General features: G+C 73.9%; 16 protein-coding genes. 6 read left to right on the top strand and 10 right to left on the bottom strand.

The features are described 5' to 3' along the window. Positions 1-325 precede the first annotated feature (325 nt). Complete coding sequence (locus BM076_RS33190; protein WP_093717471.1) at positions 326-721, top strand: hypothetical protein; 396 nt, start codon at positions 326-328, stop codon at positions 719-721. Between the two features lie 76 nt (positions 722-797). Here the strand turns inward: BM076_RS33190 and BM076_RS33185 are convergent, their stop codons facing one another. Next, entirely contained in the window at positions 798-1682 is an 885-nt protein-coding gene (locus BM076_RS33185) for a zf-HC2 domain-containing protein (RefSeq protein ID WP_093717470.1), read from the bottom strand. Positions 1683-1942: 260 nt separating this feature from the next. Here BM076_RS33185 and BM076_RS33180 point away from each other — a divergent pair, with 260 nt between their 5' ends. Further along, the gene (locus tag BM076_RS33180; protein ID WP_177246742.1) at positions 1943-2866 is read left to right on the top strand and encodes a hypothetical protein; all 924 of its coding nucleotides are present in this window, start codon (positions 1943-1945) and stop codon (positions 2864-2866) included. Between the two features lie 91 nt (positions 2867-2957). Here BM076_RS33180 and BM076_RS33175 read toward each other — a convergent pair whose 3' ends face one another. Beyond that, complete coding sequence (locus tag BM076_RS33175; RefSeq protein WP_093717468.1) at positions 2958-4070, bottom strand: FAD-dependent monooxygenase; 1113 nt, start codon at positions 4068-4070, stop codon at positions 2958-2960. A 318-nt stretch (positions 4071-4388) separates the two neighbouring features. Between BM076_RS33175 and BM076_RS33165 the strand changes: the two genes are divergently transcribed. Both BM076_RS33165 and BM076_RS33160 read left to right on the top strand, forming a co-directional pair. Then, entirely contained in the window at positions 4389-5309 is a 921-nt protein-coding gene (locus tag BM076_RS33165) for an SGNH/GDSL hydrolase family protein (RefSeq protein ID WP_177246741.1), read from the top strand. A gap of 97 nt (positions 5310-5406) precedes the next feature. After that, positions 5407-6198, top strand: a complete 792-nt coding sequence (locus BM076_RS33160) for a DUF3152 domain-containing protein (RefSeq protein WP_245796615.1) — start codon at positions 5407-5409, stop codon at positions 6196-6198. Between the two features lie 19 nt (positions 6199-6217). Here the strand turns inward: BM076_RS33160 and BM076_RS33155 are convergent, their stop codons facing one another. The 5 genes from BM076_RS33155 to BM076_RS33135 form a co-directional block, all read right to left on the bottom strand. Further along, positions 6218-7168: a GNAT family N-acetyltransferase gene (locus BM076_RS33155; RefSeq protein WP_093717466.1), complete on the bottom strand. Its 951-nt coding sequence runs from the start codon at positions 7166-7168 to the stop codon at positions 6218-6220. 215 nt (positions 7169-7383) lie between these two features. After that, a complete protein-coding gene (locus tag BM076_RS33150) occupies positions 7384-10596 on the bottom strand; it encodes an AfsR/SARP family transcriptional regulator (RefSeq protein WP_245796614.1) in 3213 nt (1070 codons plus the stop codon). 163 nt (positions 10597-10759) lie between these two features. Continuing rightward, complete coding sequence (locus BM076_RS33145; RefSeq protein ID WP_177246740.1) at positions 10760-11719, bottom strand: catalase family peroxidase; 960 nt, start codon at positions 11717-11719, stop codon at positions 10760-10762. A gap of 117 nt (positions 11720-11836) precedes the next feature. Next, positions 11837-12091, bottom strand: a complete 255-nt coding sequence (locus BM076_RS33140; RefSeq protein WP_093717464.1) for a sigma factor-like helix-turn-helix DNA-binding protein — start codon at positions 12089-12091, stop codon at positions 11837-11839. A 112-nt stretch (positions 12092-12203) separates the two neighbouring features. Beyond that, a complete protein-coding gene (locus BM076_RS33135) occupies positions 12204-13145 on the bottom strand; it encodes a pyridoxamine 5'-phosphate oxidase family protein (RefSeq protein ID WP_245796613.1) in 942 nt (313 codons plus the stop codon). Between the two features lie 258 nt (positions 13146-13403). Here BM076_RS33135 and BM076_RS33130 point away from each other — a divergent pair, with 258 nt between their 5' ends. Both BM076_RS33130 and BM076_RS33125 read left to right on the top strand, forming a co-directional pair. Beyond that, positions 13404-13700, top strand: coding sequence for a Dabb family protein (locus BM076_RS33130; protein WP_093717462.1), 297 nt, complete (start codon positions 13404-13406; stop codon positions 13698-13700). 202 nt (positions 13701-13902) lie between these two features. Then, entirely contained in the window at positions 13903-14613 is a 711-nt protein-coding gene (locus BM076_RS33125) for a hypothetical protein (RefSeq protein ID WP_093717461.1), read from the top strand. 17 nt (positions 14614-14630) lie between these two features. Here BM076_RS33125 and BM076_RS33120 read toward each other — a convergent pair whose 3' ends face one another. The 3 genes from BM076_RS33120 to BM076_RS33110 all read right to left on the bottom strand — a co-directional run bounded on the left by BM076_RS33120 (position 14631) and on the right by BM076_RS33110 (position 19678). Continuing rightward, the gene (locus BM076_RS33120; RefSeq protein ID WP_245796612.1) at positions 14631-15281 is read right to left on the bottom strand and encodes a sigma-70 family RNA polymerase sigma factor; all 651 of its coding nucleotides are present in this window, start codon (positions 15279-15281) and stop codon (positions 14631-14633) included. 173 nt (positions 15282-15454) lie between these two features. Next, on the bottom strand, positions 15455-16504 hold the full coding sequence (locus tag BM076_RS33115; protein ID WP_177246739.1) for a methyltransferase: 1050 nt from the start codon (positions 16502-16504) through the stop codon (positions 15455-15457). Positions 16505-16606: 102 nt separating this feature from the next. Next, entirely contained in the window at positions 16607-19678 is a 3072-nt protein-coding gene (locus BM076_RS33110; RefSeq protein ID WP_093717482.1) for a BTAD domain-containing putative transcriptional regulator, read from the bottom strand. Positions 19679-19901 lie beyond the last annotated feature (223 nt).

Genomic DNA, 19901 nt, shown 5'->3' with positions numbered 1-19901 from the left:
CCCTCAACCGCACAGCATCACCCCGGGGAAACTCCATCCCCGTCAACAACCAACACACCCACCGAACAAACTCACCCACCTCCACCCCCACACACCCCCACACCACAGAACGAAAAGAAGAACGGGCCGACCAACCGCAACCGGCTTGGATACAAGCCGCCTTCACTCGTTACGGACCACTCCCGGGGCCGGTTCAGCGGACGACGTCCGCAGCACCCACAGCAATCGGAAAGCAGCGATCCGGCAAGCGGCGGGACGCACACTCGTGGCCCGTCAGCGGAATCACCCGAGGTGCCGTTCACAGGAGCGGCGGAGAGAAGGTCCCATGAAGCGAACGAGGCTCCGCCTGGCCACCGTTGGGGCGGCCTTCGCACTGGCGATCGGTCTGGTAGGCACGACCGCCGGCAGCGCTTCGGCCAACGTTGCCGTAGGCAAGCTGGAGTTGTGCGCCTGGGGTAACTACCAGATCTACGCGACGATGCCGAACGGCACCACCACGCAGATCGTTTCGCCGGGGCCGTGCAGGACGTTCGACGTGCCGAATACGCACTCGTGGGAGCCCATCCAGTTGTACGGCCTCTACCGCACGTTCTACGGCACGTTCAAGGTGGGCCTGCCGATGTTCTACAACGCCGACCAGATGGGCCTCGGCATGGGCGCGCACGGCACCACCGACACGGGCAACAACTCGTACGAAGTCTGGGTGACCTCCGCCTCCTGACGCCGCGTCAACGCCAAGGCCCTGTGTGGGGCGGGAAGTTCCCGCCCCACACAGGGCCCTCTTCATGTCTCCAGCCCTACGCCGGCACTCGTACGAGGCGGCGGCCCTCGTCGGTCTCGACCTCGTAGGCGGCCACGTCACCGGAGGGGATGCTGACACCGCCGGTGACGACCAGTTCCTTCTTCGGGGAGCCGGGGAGTCCGTAGCCCTTGGGCGGGACCGCCCAGGTGAGCGCGGTCTGCCGGGTGCCGTCCTTGGAGACGACGGTGAGGCGGCAGGACTGCGGGCCCTTGACGCCGGTCAGCCGCAGGGTGGTCTGGGTGCCCCAGCCGGTGGACACCGGGGAGATCTCGGCCCGGACACCGGTCGTGGCGTCCGCGGCGCGGACCGCGGGGAGGGCCGTGCCCGCCGCCACGGGTCCGGCCTGGACGCTGACCTCCTGGCCGGAGTCGGAGCCGCCGACGACGACGCCGACGCCCGTGCCCAGCAGGATGCCCGCGACACCGGCCGCGAGGCCCCAGCGCGCCCGGAATAGCAGCCCGCGCCCCGGTGCCGTGGCCGGGACCGTCCCGGGCTCTCCCGTCGCATCGTCCGCCGTCGTCCGGGCGACGGCGCCGCGGGCCTGCCGCGGCACCCGGGGCCGCGCGACGTCGCCCGCGGACGGGGCGGTCGTCGATGCGCCGGTCACCGGCGGATCGGGCACCTCACACCCGTTCACGGTCGCCGGAGCCGGGCCCGTGGCCGCGTCCCGCGCGCCGTCCAGGTCCTGCGGGGCAAGAGCCGCCATGGCCTCGTCGTGACTCAGCAGTGCCATCGCCTCGGTGACGGCCTCGACCTCCGCCAGCTCCGCGCGGCAGGCCGCGCACCCTTCCAGATGGGCGGCGACGACCGCCGTCTCGGCGGGGTCGAGGGCCGCCATGGCGTAGGACGCGAGGGCCGTGCGGTATTCCGGGCATTCCACCGTGCTGCTCTCCCGCGTCGAGATCTTGTCCTCGGGCCACCGTCGGGCCCGGCCCCTGTTTCCGTTACGAACAGGCCCCAGCACAGGGTACGAACGCCGGTTCCGCGAGGTTCACTGAACCGTCCGGAACGGTGACGCGTAGTCGAAGTCCGAGACGGCAACCGAGCCGAGAGGCGGTACCGGGTGTGACGGAGTCGACGCGGAGGACGCCCCCGGCCGTGCGCGGCCGGGGGCGCACTGCTTCCGGCGGCAGCACGGCGGTGAGTGCGCGGGGCAGCCTGCCTGCGGCCTTCGACCGGTACGAGCGGCTCGGCCGTCTCGACCCCGCCGGAGCGTGGTCCCGGTTCAACGCCGACTTCAACTGGGCCGCCCCGCTCACCCAGGCGGTGCCCGCGATCGGGCGGCCGGGCAGCGTGGACGCCGTGGCGACGGCCGACGGGCACCTGCTGTCCGGGCTGTGGGTGCTGCCCCGGCAGTACCACCGCGTGCCGTGGCTGGCACTGCGCTGTCCCCCGCCGGTTCCCGGCAGCCGCACGACGACAACGACGGCGGGGCGGACGGACGACGCCCTCTTCGTGGTCGCCACGCGGGCGCTCACCGTCGAGGGTGTGACGGGGGGCGAGGCGGGCCGCCCTCTGGCCCGGCTGGCCAACTGGTACGTGCCGCTCGGTCTGACCACTTCCGCCACGGGAGCGGCGGTACGGATCAAGGAGCGGACCTTCGTACGCGTCGCCGTGACCGCGATGGCGATGGGCGCCGTCCGGCGGCTGGTCGACGGCATCACGGCCGAGGCGGCCGACCAGGCCGACGCAGCCGACCGGGGATCCCAGGTCTCCCGGTCCGAACGCGTGGACCGGGAAAGGGAGTCGGCACTCGCCGCTCTGCTGGACCGGACCCGCGCCGACCTCCGGTACGAACTCGGCAGGGTCGTACCCGTCGCGGACGGCGGCCGCGGCGGGCGGGCACGCACGGTGGGCGCGGCCGTCGAGCGGGCGGGCACGGTGACCCGTGCCGTCTTCGCGCACGTCAGGGAGACCGCAGTGGCGAGCGGCCGTCAGTACGGCGGCTCGTCGCCGGCGTCGCTGGTGTCCGCGAGTCTCCCGCTGCTCCAGCACACGGCTTTCCTGTGCGGCCCGGGACCGGCCCGGGACCGGCTGCTCAGTGGTGACGGCGGGCCGTCGTAGCGATCGGGTACGGCGCGGAGGCCGCCGGGCCGGCCGCCGTATCAGAGGGCCACCGTACGACCGGGCAGCGGCACCGCCGCGCGCGTGCGCCTCACGGCTCCGCGCGCAGCGGCGCGTGATTGGCCTTCACCATGCGCACGCCACCGAGCCGGAGGACCAGATCACGCACCGGTCCGGGCAGCGAACGGGCGCGGTCCCTGCGGTGGTTCTGCTGAAGGACCCACTGCACCCGTGGCAGCCGCCTCACCCGGTAGGCGGCGAGCGCCTCGGGCAACGCGGCCGGACCGCCGGAGGCCGCGCCGGTCAGGATCTCGCCGAGGACCACGGCGTCCTCCAGGGCCATTGCCCCGCCCTGCGCCATGCTCGGCGAGCAGGCGTGGGCCGCGTCCCCGATGAGCACCGCGCGGGGTCGCACCCAGTCGGAGGCCGCCACCTCGGACAGCGGGGCGAAACGCGCGCCGTCCCCCTTGCTCAGCAAGTGGGGCACCGGGCCGCCGAAGTCGTCGAAGAGCGCGCGCCAGTCGCCGGCCGGCGGCTGGGGCCGGTCGCTGAGCAGGTCCGCGTAGCAGTACACCCGGCCGTCGCCGAGGGGGACGGTGAGAAAGGTGCGGCCCGGCCCGAGCCGGGCCGTCCACACCCGGCCCAGCGAGCCGCTGTCCACCCCGTCGGCGATGAAGCGCCAGCAGACCTGGCCGAGGAACCGCGGCTCGGGGGCGTCGAACAGGCCGCGGCGGACCTGCGAGCCGATACCGTCCGCGCCCACCACGAGGTCGTACGTCTCCCGGGTGCCGTCGGTGAAGCGCACGGTGCCGTCGTCCGCGACGGTGTCCACCGCCGCTTCCCGGACGGGCGTGGTGACGAGCGAGCCGCGCAGGATGCTGGTCAGGTCGCCGCGGGCGAGCGCGTGGCCGCGGCCGGTGTCTCCCCACACGTCGGCCAGGGTGTAGTCGGCCAGGACGCGGCCCCGGTCGTTGAGGAGACGCTGCCGTTCGACGGGTTCGCCGACCGCGGCCAGTTCGCCGCCGAGGCCGAGCCGGTCGAGCGCGCGCACCGCGTTGGCCGGCAGGTACATCCCGGTGCCCGACCGGTGGGGGGCGGTGTCGCGCTCCACGACCTCGGCGGTCAGACCGCCGTTCTCCAGCGCGCGGGCGAGCGCGAGTCCGGCGATGCCGGCGCCGACGACGAGTATGCGAAGGGGCTTCACGTGGCGGTTCCTGGGGTCGGGACGGGCCGGGGCACCGGTCGGGCGGCGGTGCGGCGCGACCGGTGCCGAGGACGGAAGGAGCCTGTCCTCCGGTCCTGTGCACGGCGGCGGCGACGGTTCGGTTCACCGTCCCGCGCCCGCGACCCACGGCTCACCGGCCCGGGTCCGGACCCGGTTGTCGGGCGAGGCGGCGGACCCGGTCGCCGGTGAACCTCCGCCGCCGCCCGGACGTGTGTCGCTGTGCCGGTACCGCATCACACCGGCTGTCATGACCAGACGGCCGGCGCGACCGGCCCGGAAAGTCAGGAACACGGACACGTGACTCAACACACCAAGCGGCGGGGCCTGCTGCGGGGCGCGGCGGTGCTCTGCGCCGCGGTGGCCGTCGCCGCGGGGACCGGGGCGGCCGACGCCTCGGCCGCCCCGTCCGGCCACGATCGCGCGCACCACGCCTCCCACGGTACGGATTACGTGGCGCTCGGCGACTCCTACGCCTCGGGGCCCGGCATCCCCGAGCAGACCGACGCCGCCTGCGCGCGCTCCGACCACAACTACCCCTCGGTGCTGGCAGCGGCGACGTCGTGGCGGCTGACCGACGTCAGCTGTACGCGGGCCACCACTGCCGCGCTGGCGGGACCGCAGGACTCGCTGCCGCCGCAGTTCGACGCCCTCGACCGCGGCACCGACGTGGTCACCCTCACCATCGGCGGAAACGACCTCGGCTTCTCCAACAACCTGGCCACCTGCGCCCAGTTGGCCGCGGGCGACCCCGCCGGGGACCCGTGCCACGCCTTCTTCACCAGCGGCGGCACCGACCAACTCGCCCAGCGCGTCCAGGACATCGCGCCCAGGATCACCGAGGCACTGCACGGCATCCGCCAACGGGCCCCGCACGCCCGGGTGTACGTCGTCGGATACCCCGACCTCTTCCCCGAGGACGGTGTCGGCTGCACCAGCGCGGCCGTGCCGATCGCGGCCGGCGACTTCGGTTACCTGAGGGACACCGAGAAGCGGCTGAACGCCATGCTCGCCGGTCAGGCGCGCGCGGCCGGCGTCCGCTACGTCGACACCTACACGCCCACCATCGGTCACGACATGTGCCGGCCGGCCGGTGAGCGGTGGATCGAGCCCCTGGTTCCCACTCCGCCCGCCGCGCCCGCCCACCCCAACGCGCTCGGCGAGCACGCGATGGCCGCGGCGGTCCGCGACGCCGCGCACTGCGGCGCGCACCGCCGCTGACACCACCCGGCGCCCGCCTAGCGGTACGCGGTGATCCCGCCGTGTCCGACGGGGCGGGCCCCGGCAGTCCAGTCCCCGCTGTCCGTGAGGAGGTCCCGTGCGACACACCACCCGCCAGGTGACGGGTTCCAGCACCCGCCGTCGCCTGACCGGACTCCTGGCCGCCGCGTCCGCCGCGGTCGCGCTGGGGGCGTCGGTGGCCGGCTGCCAAGCGGCTCGGCACGCGGATTCCGCGGCGCCCGCCGCCGTCCGTCCCGTGCCGTCCACGTCCGCGGCCGCCTCCGGGTCCCCGGCCGGCGGGACGACCGCCTCCCCCATCACGGTCCCGGCGTCCGGCTCGGGCCGGTTCACCGTCTCGCGCCTGGCGGCGAAAGCGGTCGGTGAGGGCACGCCTCTGCGGTACAGGGTGGAGGTCGAGGACTCCATCGGCCTCGACGCCGACGACGCCGCCCGCGAGGTGGGCCGGATACTCGCCGACCCGCGCGGCTGGACGGCCGACGGTTCCAGCGCTTTCCGGCTCGTCGCCTCCGGCCCGGCGGATCTGATCGTGCGGATCGCCACGCCCGGCACCGTGGACGCGCTGTGCGGTGACGCCGGTCTGGACACCGGGGGCGAGCTGAACTGCACCGTCGACAAGACCGTCCTGGTCAATCTCAAACGGTGGCTGCGGGGTTCGCCCGAGTTCGACGGTCCGATCGGCGAATACCGGGCGCTCGTCATCAACCACGAGGTGGGCCACCGGCTCGGTCACGGCCACGAGGGGTGCCCGGGACCGGGCAAGCCTGCCCCGGCGATGATGCAGCAGATCAAGGGACTGCACGGCTGCGTGGCCAACGCCTGGCCCTACGACCGCCGGGGGCACTACCTGGGCGGTCCTTCGGTGCCGTGACGCCGCGCACGGGAGCGGCTCAGCCGTCGATCCGACGCGAGAGCGTCCAGTAGCCGACCCCCGGCTCCATCGCGAACGAGGCGTTGAGCCCCAGGATTCCGGCGTTCCCGGAGTCGTTGTGGGTGACCACCTCCGACGCGCCCCGCTCCGCCAGGTACGCGAACGCGGCCAGCTTCACCGCGCGGGCCACGCCCCGCCGCCGGTAGTCCGGTTCGACGCCCGTGTACACCGTGCTCCAGCGGCCGTCCCGCTCGGGTGTGACCATGGTCAGCCCACGGACGCGGGCGGCGGTCCCCTCGACGGTCTCGGCGAGCAGCGTCACGGCGTCGTCGCCGATGAGCTCGCCCGCCCGGCTCATGTCCACTTCCTGCCCCTCCTGGGCAGGGATCGGCAGCGATTCCATGGTCCGCCCGACGCATTCCATGATCGTCGCCGCCTCCGCCCTGCTGTCCGTCACGAGCCGGATCCGTACCCCGCTGTCGTCGGCGGCGCGGGCCGCCAGCCGGGGGAGGCCGTCGCCGAGCGCGGCCAGCGGCAGCCGCCAGCCCTTGCTGTGGTGGTGCGCGGTGAAGCCGCGCGCCTCGGCGAAGCGCCGCCCGTCGGCCGAGTCGTCGCGCAGCGAACAGGTCACCGTGCCGTAGCCCTCGACCGTGGCGAGCCGCTGCTCGATCAGCGCGGCGAGCGCGCCGCCGGTCCCCGCGCGCCGCTCCGGCTCCGCGACCGCGACCATCGCGGACAGCGTGCCGGGGAAGAGCAGGTGCGAGGTGAGTTTGGCGGCGCCGACGATCCGGCCGGCGCGCTCGGCGACCCAGGCGTACCGGAGGCTTCCCGACGCGGTGTCCGTGAGCCGTTCGAGCGTCTCCCGCCGGTTGTCCGAGGCGCCGGCGAGCGCCAGCAGATCGGCCACGGCCGCCAGATCCCGGGGTTCGGCGGGACGCAGGGTGCGGGCGGGAAGCTGGTCGTCCGTCATGAGGGGCCTCGCTCGGTCGTGCGGCCGGAGTCCGAGCAGTCGGCACCGGCCTCGGGTCACCATGTCAGCGTTCACGCCGGAACACGTGCGGATGTCCCGGCCGGTTCACCGGCGCCCCGGCAGCACCGCTGCCGGGGCCATGCCAGGCGGCAGAACGCCGGACGGGCGGCGCGCGCCTCCACGGGTACCCCGGCCGGCACGGCGACCTGCGTCTGTCAACTGAAGGCCGCCAGGACGGAGCGGCCGGACGCCAGCCAGGTGTACAGGCGCTGGGCCTCGGCCGCCCGGTCGGCCCCGGACGACGCCCGGTACGCGTCGAGCCGGTCGAGCAGGGCGCCGACCGCGCCGCGGGTGAGGGGGGCGACGAGCCGGGTATGGACCTCCCGTGCCCGGTCGGCCCAGATCCGGGACTCCTGCGGCGGTGTCCTCTCGGGCATGTCCGCCATCGCGGTGACCGCCATGCCGATGGCGGCGACCGCCTTGCGGTCGGGCGGCGACGTGGTGTCGTCCCAGACCCGCCCGAAGACCGCCCGCGCCTCCGGCACCCGGCCCCGGTGGAACAGCAGCACCCCGCGCAGATTGGACACCGCGGCCCGGAGGTCGTCCGCGCTCAACTCGTCCGCGAACCGCAGCACTTGCGCCAGCCGCTCCTCGGCGACGGGCAGCGCGCCCTGGCCGATGTCGAGGCAGACCAGCTTCAGGAGGCAGTACGCCCACCGCGTGCGCGCGCCGATGTGCCGGAAGATCCGTGCCGCCTCCTCCCACTGCGCGCGGGCCTGTTCGTGCAGCCCGTCGCACTCGTCCACGTCGCCGCAGAGCGTGAGCGAGAAGGCGCGGGCGAAGTCGCCGTTGGCGGCGCGGGCGGCCGCCTCGGCGTTGCGGCCGTGGCGGCGGGCTCCGTCGAGGTCGCCGTGCTGGAGGCAGTAGGCCGCCCAGATCCCCTGGAGCATCGACTGCTGCCAGTGGAATCCTGTGCCTTCCAGAATGGCTTCGGCCTTGGCGACCAGTTCCGGCACGTCGTCCTCATCGTTCAAGGTGGCGTGCAGGGTCTGGTAGCAGGGGCCGAGCACCGTCATCTCCGGGTTGGTGGAGGCGTGCCAGACGGCCTCGTGCCGGCGGATGTACGAACGTGCCTCCGTGTGGCGCCCCGAGACGTGCTTGAGCCAGGCCAGCCAGGCGAAGGTGTAGACCAGCGCCCGTTCCTCCTCGGCGGTGGGCTCCGCGGCCGGGCCGCCCGCGGCCGCGTCGTACGCCCGAAGGCTCCGCTCCAGCCGGTCGATCCCCTCCTCTTCCCGGCCGCTGATGGCCCAGTAGTAGCCGAGGCGTGCCTCGAGCCACAGCGACATGGCGGCCCGGGAACGGGCGATCATCAGATCGGAGGCCGCCCTGATGTTGGCGGATTCGGCCCCCAGCCGCGCGGCCCACTCCTTCTGCGCCCCGGACGTGAGCCGTCTGGTGCCCTCGCGCACGAAACCGAGCGCCCACGCCATGAAACGTTCCTCGGCCCGCTCCGCGCCGCCGCTCTCCCGCAACCGGTCGAGCGCGTACTCACGGACCGTCTCCAGCATGCGCAGCCGGCTGCCGTCGGGGGTGGCGACCGAGGTGAGCAGCGACTTGTCGACCAGCCGCGCCAGTACGTGCAGGACGTCGCCGCCGTCCGCGCCGGGCAGGGTGATCGCCGCCTCCGCCGCCTCGACGGAGCAGCCGCCGACGTACAGGGCGAGTTCGGTCAGCACGCGCTGTTCGGGGGCGTCGAGCAGCGCGTAGCTCCAGTCGAGGACGGCACGCAGCGTACGGTGCCTGGCGGGGGCGGTGCGCTGCCCCTTGGTCAGCAGGGCGAAGCGGTCGTCGAGGCGGGCCGCGATCTCCCGGACCGGCAGCATGCGGACGTGTGCCGCCGCCAGTTCGACGGCGAGCGGCAGGCCGTCCAGCGCGCGGCACAGCGAGCGGATGTCGCCCGCGTCCGCCGCGTCGGCGGTGAAGGACGGTTCGATCATGGCGGCGCGGACGGTGAAGAGTTCCGCCGCCTCGTCGTCGGGCAGGGGGGCCAGCGGGTACAGCGCCTCGCCCGCGACGGCCAGCGGCGCCCTGCTGGTGGTCAGCACCGTCAGCGCGGCACACGGGCCGAGCAGGGCGGCCACGAGCGAGGCGGCCGGGTCGAGCAGGTGCTCGCAGTTGTCGAGGACGAGCAGGGCCCGGCGCCCGGCGAGGAAGGACGTGATCCGCCGGAGGTGGTCGTGCGGCGGCTGGTCGGGGCGGACGGAGGCGTCCGACAGGCCGAGGGCGCCCGCGACGGCGGCGAGGACGCTCGCGCTGTCGGCCGAGGCGAGGTCCACCCACCACACACCGCCGTACGACGGCTGCGCCAGCGCGCACACCTCCATCGCCAGCCGGGTCTTGCCGACCCCGCCCGGTCCGACGACGGTCACCAGCCGCTCCCGGCCGACGGTCTCGCGCAGCCCCCGGAGGTCGTCCGCCCGGCCGACGAAGGGGCCGAGGGCGCGGCCGAGGTTGCCCTCGGCGGTCCCGGGACGGACCTCGGAGGCGGGTTCCGGCCGCGGCCCGGCGGCTGCCGCGTGGGCCCATGCGGTGTCGGTCCGTTCAGCGGCGGCACGTACGGCGTCGGGGACGCCCGCCGCGGTCGGCCGCGTCGGCGCCGCCACCCGCAGGGACGGGGCGTGGTCCAGGATCGCGGCGTGCAGGGCGCGCAGTTCGGGCGAGGGCCCGACGCCCAGTTCGGCCCGCAGCAGGCGGCGTCCCGTCTCGTACACCTCGATGGCCTCGCCCTGCCGTCCGCAGCGGTAGAGCGCGAGCATCAGCCGGGAGCGGGCGCGTTCGCGCAGCGGCGCCTCGGCGACCAGAGCGGTCAGCTCGGGGATCACTTCCTGGGCGCGGCCGAGTTCCAGCATCGCGGCGGCGGCCTCCTCGACCGCGCTCAGCCGCAGGTCCTCCAGGCGCGCCCGTTCGGTGTCGAACACCCGGCCGGTCACGTCGTCCAGCGCGCGGCCCCGCCACAGCCGCAGCCCGCGCCGGAAGGCGTCCGCCGCCAACTGGTGGGCGCCGTCCGCCAGATGCGCGCGGCCCTCGCGCACGGCGGCTTCGAAACAGGCGGTGTCGACCTCGTCGTGCGGGCCGAGCACGAACCGGTACCCGCCGTCGCGGAACAGCACGCGATTTCCCTCGCCCTGTGCGGCGAGGGCGGCACGGACCTTGGTGACCTGGACCTGGAGGGCGTTGACGGGATCCTTCGCGCCGCGTTCCTCCCACAGGTCGTCGATGAGGGTGCGGCGCGGCACGACCGCTCCCCCGGCCAGCAGCAGCCGGCCGACGATCGCCCGCGAGACCGCGCCGGGCAGGACGACGGAACCGTTGCCGTTCGCCAGCTCCAGCCGGCCGAGCAGCCGCAGGTGCATGCCGTCGTCGTTCATGGTCACGTTCCAGGGGCCCGTGCCGCGGGAGACGCGGGCGCCGGCCGGTGCGCAGGTCGAACTGCCACGGTGTCCTTACGTGCCGGGGCCGGGCGGCCGAGGCCGCCTCGCGGCCTGCGTATGTTCTACCAGGCCCCGCGATCGGCTCACCTCGGTCGTACGGTCAGCCCTCCCGGCTGCGCCTGCGGTAGGACTCGGCGTAGGCGTTGGCGCGGAAGGCGAGCACCGGGTCGTCGGACAGCTCGATGCCGTCGGTGAGCCGGACCGGGCTGAAGCGCTGGGTGTCCCACAGCCGCTGGTCGTCCACGGGGCCGGTCAGCTCCAGGCGGCCCGCGGTGATCTCGGTGCGCTCCTGCGGCCAGGCGACGCTGGGGTCGTCGGTCGGGTCGCCGTCCTCGCCGAGCTGGACCCGGAGCGTGTAGACCACCGGGCCGCGGCCCAGGCGCTCGCGCAGTTCGTCCGTCAGATAGTGGTCGGTACGGGCCGCGGCCTCTTCCTCCGACAGCTCGGCACGCCCGGCCTCCGGCTCCCAGCGGTACCGCACCGGCTGCCGGTTGCCCGCCGCGTCGGTCCAGACGAAGGCGTGCACGGCCCAGTACGCGGCGGTGGCGTAGCTGACGGGGACCGGCGGGCACTGGGTGACGGCTTCGACCAGGTGCGGGTGGGCGCCCAGGTACGCCTGCACCTTGGCCGGGTCCGGTCCGCCGGTGGCGGGGTCAGGGCGCAGTGCCTCGGTCAGGTCGAGGAACTGGCGCGGGTTGGAGGCGACGAACAGCGGCACGGTCATCGCGATCAGGTCGGTCTCGTCGCCGTCCGGCAGTGCGAACCGCACCGCCATGCCGCGCGCGACCGGGACGCCGTCGCGCGCGGCCGGGTTCCCCTCGGAGTTCGAGAACCGCGCGACGGCCGGGACCGGTATGTCCTGGAGGTGGCCGGCGGTGGTGAGCGCCGCTGCCTCGCCCGTGGGCGTGAAGGTGCCCGTGAAGCAGGCGCCGCGAGCGCCGGAACGGCGGAAGCCGGGGTGTTTCCCGTGCATGCGTTCCATGCTGTCCACCACCTCGGCGGCGGTCGTCGGCGCGATGCTGGTCTCGGTGGTGGCAGCGGCCACAGGCGTGCTCGGCATGGAAACGCTCCAGGGTGGCAACGGCCGGACGGGCCGCATATCGGGTCAGTGTCACCCGGAAATACGGACGGGGCCCCGGTCGCGGTTCAGACACCGCTCCCCGTACGGTCGCACCGCTCAGGCGGTGTAGCCCCGCTGGGCGAGCGCGGCGGCGAACGCCTCGACGGCGAGATGGATCCGGGCGACGACCGTGTCCGGCGGCAGCCCGAGCGCGCGGGCCACCTGGGCCGCCGACTCACCCTGGTACTTGACGCGGACCAAGACCTCCCGGTGTCCGGGTGCCAGCCCCGCCAGCGCCTCGCGCACCATCTCCTTGCGCCGGTCTGTACGGTCGCACGCGCCGGCCGGCCGGGAATCCAACGGAACGTTCATTGCCGCAACGTCGCAGTCGCCGCTTAATTTTCGCTTGCCCGCGGCCGGACGGAGGAAAAGCGTCACGAAAGCGCGGGCCGGAAGGGCGCCGCGTCCCACGGACCGGCGGCGGTCAGGTCCGGCCACCGCGCGCGGCCGATTCGGCGGCGAGAGCCTTGAAGCCCGGCCAGTCCACCCGCGGCCGTTCCAGATTCCTGCGCCGCAGATAGGACTTCGCCGTACGCCGGCAGGTGAGCAGGGTCCGCACCAGGTCGCGCGGACGGCCGTCGCCCGAGGGCTCGATCACCCGCTCGGGCAGCAGGGCCCAGCCGCCCTCCGGCGTCCGTGTCAGTTCGCCTCGCACCAGGGCGTTGCGGATGCCGGCCAGCCGTTCGTCGTGACGGTGCACGAGCAGTGAGGCCGGGCCGGGGACGATGCTTCGTTCGACACCCGGGTCGACGCCGAAGCCGCCGGGGACCGGCGTGGTACGGGTCCGCACCAGTCGCGGCGCGCCGGAGGCGTCGCGGGCGGCGAGCACGGCGGTACGGAAATCGGCCAGGACGGCGGCGCCGGGCAGGTCGGCCGACGCGCCGTCGGCGTGGCTGTCCTCCGTCGGTGCGTCGGACAGCGGGGCGCGGGTGCGGACGTCCGTCGGGGTGACGGTGATCAGCAGCCGCAGGTAGTACCAGTCCATGAGGGCGCGGACGGGGGGATCGACGTAGCGGCGGCTGTCGGGCTGCCGGTCGAACAGGGCCGACCAGTACGCCTCCTCGCCGCGCGGCGACGTCACGATCTCCTCGGGGCAGGCCGCCGTTCCGGAGACGACGACCTGCTCGGGGGTGTCGAGCCCGCTGCCGGTGGGGTCGGAGAACAGCAGGGCCACGCGGCCGTCGCGGCGGACGTTCAGCGCCTTCTGCGCGAACGCGAGCGATGTCGTGATCAGGAAGGTGCCGTCCTCCCGGCGTCGCGCCACCGTCGGCCACGCCAGCGGCGTACCGTCCCGGGCCAGGGTGACGAACTCGCACGTACGGTAGGCGTCCACGGCCAGGGAGACCGCCGGTTCGAGCGCTGTCACGCGTATGACCTCTTCCGCTTGTCGGAGTACCGGGCAGCCGCGAGTCCACGGGCCGGTGGCCCGGGGCGGATCCGGCCGGCCTCCCGGACGGATACGCGGCGGCCGTCGATCCCTGACACGTGCGGCGCCCGCCCCGGGTTCAACGGACGAGCCGGAGCCGCCCGCGCCGCGCGCCCGGCGAATTTCCGCGTGAACCCTTCCGGCGGTCGGGACGTAATGCTCTGCGTTGCGCCCATGACTCATTCATCCGGAGTTGCCATGATCAGAAACATCGTCTTCTTCAAGCTCAATGACGGCGTCACCGCCGAGAACCCCGATGTCGCGGCCGGCGTCGAATTGGTGGAGGCGCTCGAAAAGGAGATCCCCGAGATCCGCCAGTGGGAATTCGGCGGGCACGCGCTGGACAGGATGCCGATCTCCTACGACTTCGCGCTCAACAGCCTCTTCGAGGACGTCGACGCGTTCCTGCGTTTCATGCACCACCCGGCGCACCAGGCCGTCATCGCCCACTGGCAGACGTTCTCCTCGTGGGTGGTCGTCGACATGGACGTGTAGTACGGCCGGCCCCGGGCCCCGCCGCCCCCTTGACCAGGGGGCGGCGGGGCCCGCCGCTGTTCCGGGGCATGCGACAGCGGCGACAGGACGGCGGACAGAAGCCGGAAAGACCCGGGACAGCACCCGCTGGTGGGGTGGGTCCGAGGAAGGCAACACCAGCGGAGGACCGTACTGCCTCCGCGCTACGGGAAGGGAGCTCCCGATGATCTACCGGCTGGAGCCGTCCGCGCCGACACCGACCGACGACGGGAGGCCGACGCCGCGGACCGGCATGTCGATGATGCACCTGATGAACAAGCAGTACCTGCGGGAACTGTCCCGCTACCGGCTGCTGCTGTCCCGCGGGACGCGGGTGCCGGACGGGCGGGCCGGGGCACTGCTGCGCTGGTGGGACACCCTCACCGAGGTGATGGCCGTCCACCACGACAGCGTGCGGACCCTGTTCCTGCCCCTGCTGGCCGCCGAGGGAAGCGATGCCGGCCTGAGCACGGCCTCCGTGAAGGGGCGCTTCGCCTCGCTGGACGCCTCCAGGGAGGAGGCGGAGCGCAAGCTGCGTGCCGCGCTGGAAACGGACGGCCCGCTCAGCAGCGCGCATTTCTCCCTCATCCGTTTCCACGAGGAAATGGCGGCGGCCGCGGCCTGGGAGGAGCGCGAAATCCTTGCCAGAGCGGACCGTACCCTGACCGCCGATGACTGGAACCGCGCGGAGTCCTATCTCATCGCCACCCAGGCGGCACAGGACCGGCTGGATTTCGTTCTGCCGTGGCTGTGCACCGGCCTTTCGACGGACCAGGCGGATCTCGTGCTGCCCGCCTTTCCCGAACCACTGCTCCGTACGTACCGGAAATTGTGGCTGCCGGAATTCGAGGAATTCTCGGCGCTGGCGTGGCCGGAGCCGCCCGTCCTGCGGTGAACCCCGCTGTCCCCGGCTCACCGGCCGCCCGGAAGGGCGGCCGGTGAGCCGGGGACAGCCGCGCCCTCGGTGGTGTAACCGCGGTGTTCGAGCGCTTCCCTGAGCGCCTTGAGCGCCAGATAGGTGCGGGACTTGACCGTGCCGGGCGGGATGCCCAGCGCTTCGGCCGTCTGCGCCACGGACCTGTCGAGGTAGCGGACGTGGAGCAGGATCTCCCGGTGCTGGTGCGACAGGTCCGCCAGCGCACCGCGTACGACGTTCCTGGTGATGGCGGCCTCCGTCTGCTCCGCCGCGGGCATGTCGTCGAGGACCGCGTCGGAGGTCTCCGGGGGCCGGGCCTGCCGGGCCCGGTGGCCGTCCACGACGAGATTGCGCAGCACGGTCACCAGCCACGGCCGGATGCTGCCGTTCTGCGGGTGCAGTGATCCGGCGTGCCGCCACGCGCGCAGCACCGTCTCCTGGACGTAGTCCTCGGCCAGGTGTCTGTCCCCGTGCAGGTGAGTGGTGGCGACCCGCATCAGGTACGTGCCGTGCTCGGCGTAGAGGGCGCGGATGAAGTCCTCGCCCCCGATCCGGCCGCCGTCGCCCGGGGCGCCGTCGTTCCGGGCGCCGGACATCGCCGGGTTCCGACGGCTTTCCCTGGTCCTGGTCTGTGTGGCGCTCGTCATGGTCCTGGTCCCCTGGTCCGCGGCCGCGGGTCACGCCTGGCCGCACCGGCTCGTCTCGTGTGCGATGAGCCGATCGTCGGACGGGCCGCTTGCGCGGCCCTTGACCCGCGCTTGCCGGGGCCGGGGGTGCCGGGAAAGCCCCGCGAAAGCGCGGGGCAAGCGGCGCGGGACCGTCAGACCGCTTCCAGTTCGATCAACGAGTACAGCGAGCGGGTCGGGCTGACCGCGGTGCGGCGCCAGCCGGTGGCCGCGAACAGGGCGTCGTACTCGGCGAGGTCGCGTTCCTGGCCGTCCGAAGCGGCCAGCATGTTCATGTCCAGCACGGCGGCCGGGTCGGGGGTGCCGACCTCACCGACCAGCGCCTCGATCACCAGGACCCGGGCGCCGGGCGCCGCGGCCTCCCGGCAGTTGCCGAGGATCACGCGGCACTGCTCGTCGCTCCAGTCGTGCAGCACCCACTTGAGCAGGTAGTAGTCGGCCTCCGGGACCTTCTCGAAGAAGTCGCCCGCGACCGCGGTGAAGCGGTCGGCGAGGCCCGCCTCGCGGGCTGCCCGCTCCGCTCCACCGACGACGTGCGGCAGGTCGAAGACCTGTCCTTCGATCCGCGGGTTCTCGCGCATGAGGGCCAGGATCAGGGCGCCGTCGGCGCCGCCGAGGTCCACGACCCGGGTGGCGCCGCCGAGGTCGAGCAGCGCCGCCGCGTCCGCGACCACCAGGCCCGTCATGTTGGACATGGCCTGGGAGAACAGCGCCCCCTCGACCGGGTGGTCGCCGAAGTGCTCGAAGAGATTGCGGCCCAGGGCCAGCACCGCGCCGTTGCCGCCGGACCGCACGGCCTCGGGGAAGACGCCCCAGCTCCGCCAGTGGCCTTCCGCGCCCTGGACGAGCGCCGCCTCGCGCAGCGATCCCGGCACCCCCTCCCGCAGCACCTGCCCGCGCGGGGTGACCGAGAACCGCCGGCCGCCTTCGTGACCGAGCAGTCCCAGCGACGCACACGCGCGCATCAGCCGGTACGTCGTCGCCGGGTCGCTGCCCTCACGCGCCGCGACCTCGTCGGCCGAGGTCGCGCCGGCCGCCACGTGGTCGGCGATCCGCAGATGGGCGGCGGCGCGCACGGTCTGGGCCACCCAGTGGCCGGTCAGCATGCCGAACACGGCGTCGACGTGGCCCGCCAGCTCCGCCTCCTGCGGCGACGGCTGCGCGAGCTCTCCCTTGAACGGCATGACGACTCCTCGATGGCTCAGTGAGCACCCGCGTGCTCTCTGAGGGGGGTACGGGAGCCGGTGGGCCGTGGTTCACAGGCGCTCGCGTGCCCGGTCGTACGGTCAGCAGAACGCCGCGACGACCGACGGCCTGGACGACAGCCACTCCTCCAGTGCGGGCGTCCGCCGCGGACCGGCGTCGCCCGCCGGCTGCTCCAGCCGCTTCAGCAGGACGCCCACCGCGCGCCGGGAGAGCGGTTCGAGCAGCCGGTCGTGCGCGGCGCGGGCTCGTCCGATCCATGCGTCAGCGCCGGGCTCCGCGGCCAGGAACGCCAGTCCCGCGGCGGCCACCGCCCTGCGGTCCAGCGGGGCCGTGGCACATTCCCACACCGTGCTGAAGGCCGTGCGCGCCTCGGCGGGCCGGTCGCGCCGCAGGGCCAGGACGGCACGCAGATTGAGCACCGCCGCGTGCAGGTCGTCCGCGCTCAGCTCCTCCGCGAGCCTGCCCACCTCGTCGAGCCGCAGTTCCGCGGTGTCGTGCGCCCACTCCCTGATGTCCAGGCACGCGAGCCGCAGCACGGTGTACGCCCAGCGGGTGCGGGAGCCGACGGAGCTGAAGATGTCGGCGGTCTCGTCCCACTGGGCGCGGGCCCGGTCGTAGAGGCCCGCGAACTCGTCGGCATCGCCGCAGAGCATGAGCGAGAAGGCGCGCGCGAAGTCGTCGGCGCCGGCGCGCGACGCCGTCACGGCCACCAGCCCGTGCTCGCGCGCGCCCTCGACGTCGCCCCGTTGGAGGCAGTAGGTCGACCAGTTGGTCTGCAGCACGGCCCGCTCCCAGTGGAAGCGCGTGCCCGCCACGGCGTCCTCGGCGACCGTGAACAACTCCTCCAGCTCCTGCCGCCCGTTGAGCATGGCGTGCAGCGTCTCGTAACAGGGGCCGAGGACGGCGACGTCCGGGTTCTTCGCGCCGTGCCAGGCGGCGCGGTGCCGGGTGATGTACGAGCTGGCCTCCGCGTGCCGGCCGGCGACGTGGTTCAGCCAGGCCAGCCAGGCGAAGGTGTAGAAGAGCGCCCACTCCTCCTGCGGCGACGGCTCCCCCGTCCGGCGCGGCGCGGCGTCGTCGTACGCGCGCAGCGTGCGCCGGAGCCGTTCGATGCCCTCGTCCTCGCGACCGCTGATGAACCAGTAGTAGCCCAGGCGGGCTTCGAGGAGCAGGGAGTCGGCGTGCCGGGACCGGGCCGTCATGAGGTCGGAGGCCGCCCTGACGTTCGCGGACTCCTCGGTCAGCTGGCGCAGCCATCCCTGCTGGTCGCCGGAGCCGATGCCGCGGAAGCCCTCGTACACGAAATCCGTCGCCCAGGACATGAAGCGGTTCTCCGCGTCCGCCGCCGCCCGGTCGTCCGCGTAGAGGCGGGAGAGCGCGTATTCGCGCACCGTCTCCAGCATCCGCAGTCTGCTGCCGTGCGGGGTCGTGACCGGCACCAGCAGGGATTTGTCCACCAGTTGGGCCAGCACGGTGAGCCGGCGCGGGCCGCGGTCCGACACCGGACCGAGGTTCTCCGCGACGTCGAGGGAGCAGCCGCCGACGTAGAGCGCCAGTTCCGCGAGCACGCCCCGCTCGGTGTCGTCGAGCAGGGCGTAACTCCAGTCGAGCACGGCCCGCAGGGTCCGGTGCCGCTCGGGGGCGGTCCTGTCGCCCTTGGCCAGCAGCGCGAAGCGGTCGTCGAGGCGTTGCTCGATCTCCCGCACCGACAGCAGCCGGACGTGGGCCGCGGCGAGTTCCACCGCCAGGGGCAGGCCGTCCAGTCTGCGGCACAGCGAGTTGATCCGGCGGCGCTCCTCGTCGTCGGCCCGGAAGGCGGGCGCCACCATCACGGCGCGCGCGGTGAACAGCTCCCCGGCCTCCTCGTCCGACATCGGCGCGAGCGGGTGGACCACCTCACCGGGGACGTCGAGCGGCGCCCGGCTGGTGGTGAGCACGGTCAGCGAGGGGCAGCGGCCGAGCAGCGTCGAGACCACCGGGGCGACGGCGTCGAGCAGGTGCTCGCAGTTGTCCAGCGCCAACAGGCTGCGCCGGCTGCCGAGCAACGAGGTGAGCCGGGGCACGTAGTCGTGCGGCGGCTGGTCGGGACGGACCGAGGCGTCCGACAGGCCGAGCGCCGCGGCGACGGCCGACAGCACGCCGGAATCGCCGACCGACGACAGGTCCACCCACCAGACGGCGTCGAAGGAGTTCCGCGCCTGTGCGCATGTCTCCAGGGCCAGCCGGGTCTTGCCGACTCCGCCGGTGCCCAGCACGGTCACCAGCCGCTCCCGTCCGACGACCGCGCGCAGCGCCTGGATCTCGTCCCGGCGGCCGATGAACGCACCGAGCGGGCGCACCAGATTGCCCGCGGGCGCGTCCTGGCGCGCTTCGTCGGCCGCGGGCGCCCCGCCGGGCGCGGGCCGCTGCGGCACCTCGTGGCGCAGCATCGAAGCGTGCAGGGCCCGCAGCTCCGGTGAGGGGGCGACGCCCAGCTCGGCGTCGAGCACACGGCGGCCGGCCTCGTAGACCTCCATGGCCTCGGCCTGCCTGCCGGTGCGGTACAGCGCGAGCATCAGCCGTCCCCGGGCCCGCTCGCGCAGTGGCGCGCGCGCCACCAGGGCCTGGAGTTCGGGGACGAGTTCCTCGGCCCTGCCGAGTTCCAGGCCCGCGGTGGCCGCGTCCTCCTCTGCGCTCAGCCGCAGGTCGTGCAGACGAACCCGCTCGGCGTCGAAGGGCCGGCCGTCGATGTCCTCGAGGGCCGGTCCACGCCACAGCGCCAGGCCGCGCCGCAGGGACCGCTCGGCCTCGCCGTGGGCCCCGTCCGCCAGGTGCCTGCGGCCGTCGCGCAGCGCTGCCTCGAAGTCGATGACGTCGAGGTCGTCCTGCGGGCGCAGCGGCAGCTGGTAGCCGCCGTGCCGGAACAGCAGCCGGTCCTCCTCACCCTGCGCGGCCAGTGCCTGGCGGAGCTTGGCCACCTGCACCTGGAGCGCGTTGACCGGGTCCTTGGCCTCCCGGTCCTCCCACAGCTCGTCCACCAGGACGTCGCGCTGCACGACCGCGCCGCGGGCCAGCAGCAGCCGGCCGACGATCGCACGGGAGAGGGCGCCCGGCAGAGCGAGGACGTCGTCACCGGTCGCCAGTTCCAGGCGGCCGAGCAGTCGAAAGTGCATGGCCGCCATTGTGCCGGACCCGGCGCCGTATTCCCCGGCCCGCCGACCGGGCGGCCCACCACTTCACGTGAGGCATTGCCCCGGGCTCTCGGGATGCCGCTGACTTCGCGCCACCGCGGCCGACGGGGGTGGTCCCACCCAGGGGGGTGGTCCCACCCAGGTGCGCGCTACAGGCTCGGCGCGCTCAGCGACGTACTGGTCCGAGGCGTCCCGCGAGACGTCC

It is taken from the genome of Actinacidiphila alni, assembly GCF_900112845.1.
Lineage (GTDB): Bacteria > Actinomycetota > Actinomycetes > Streptomycetales > Streptomycetaceae > Actinacidiphila > Actinacidiphila alni.
Note: the sequence above shows the minus strand (reverse complement) of the source record. Positions and strands in the feature narration are given on the sequence as shown.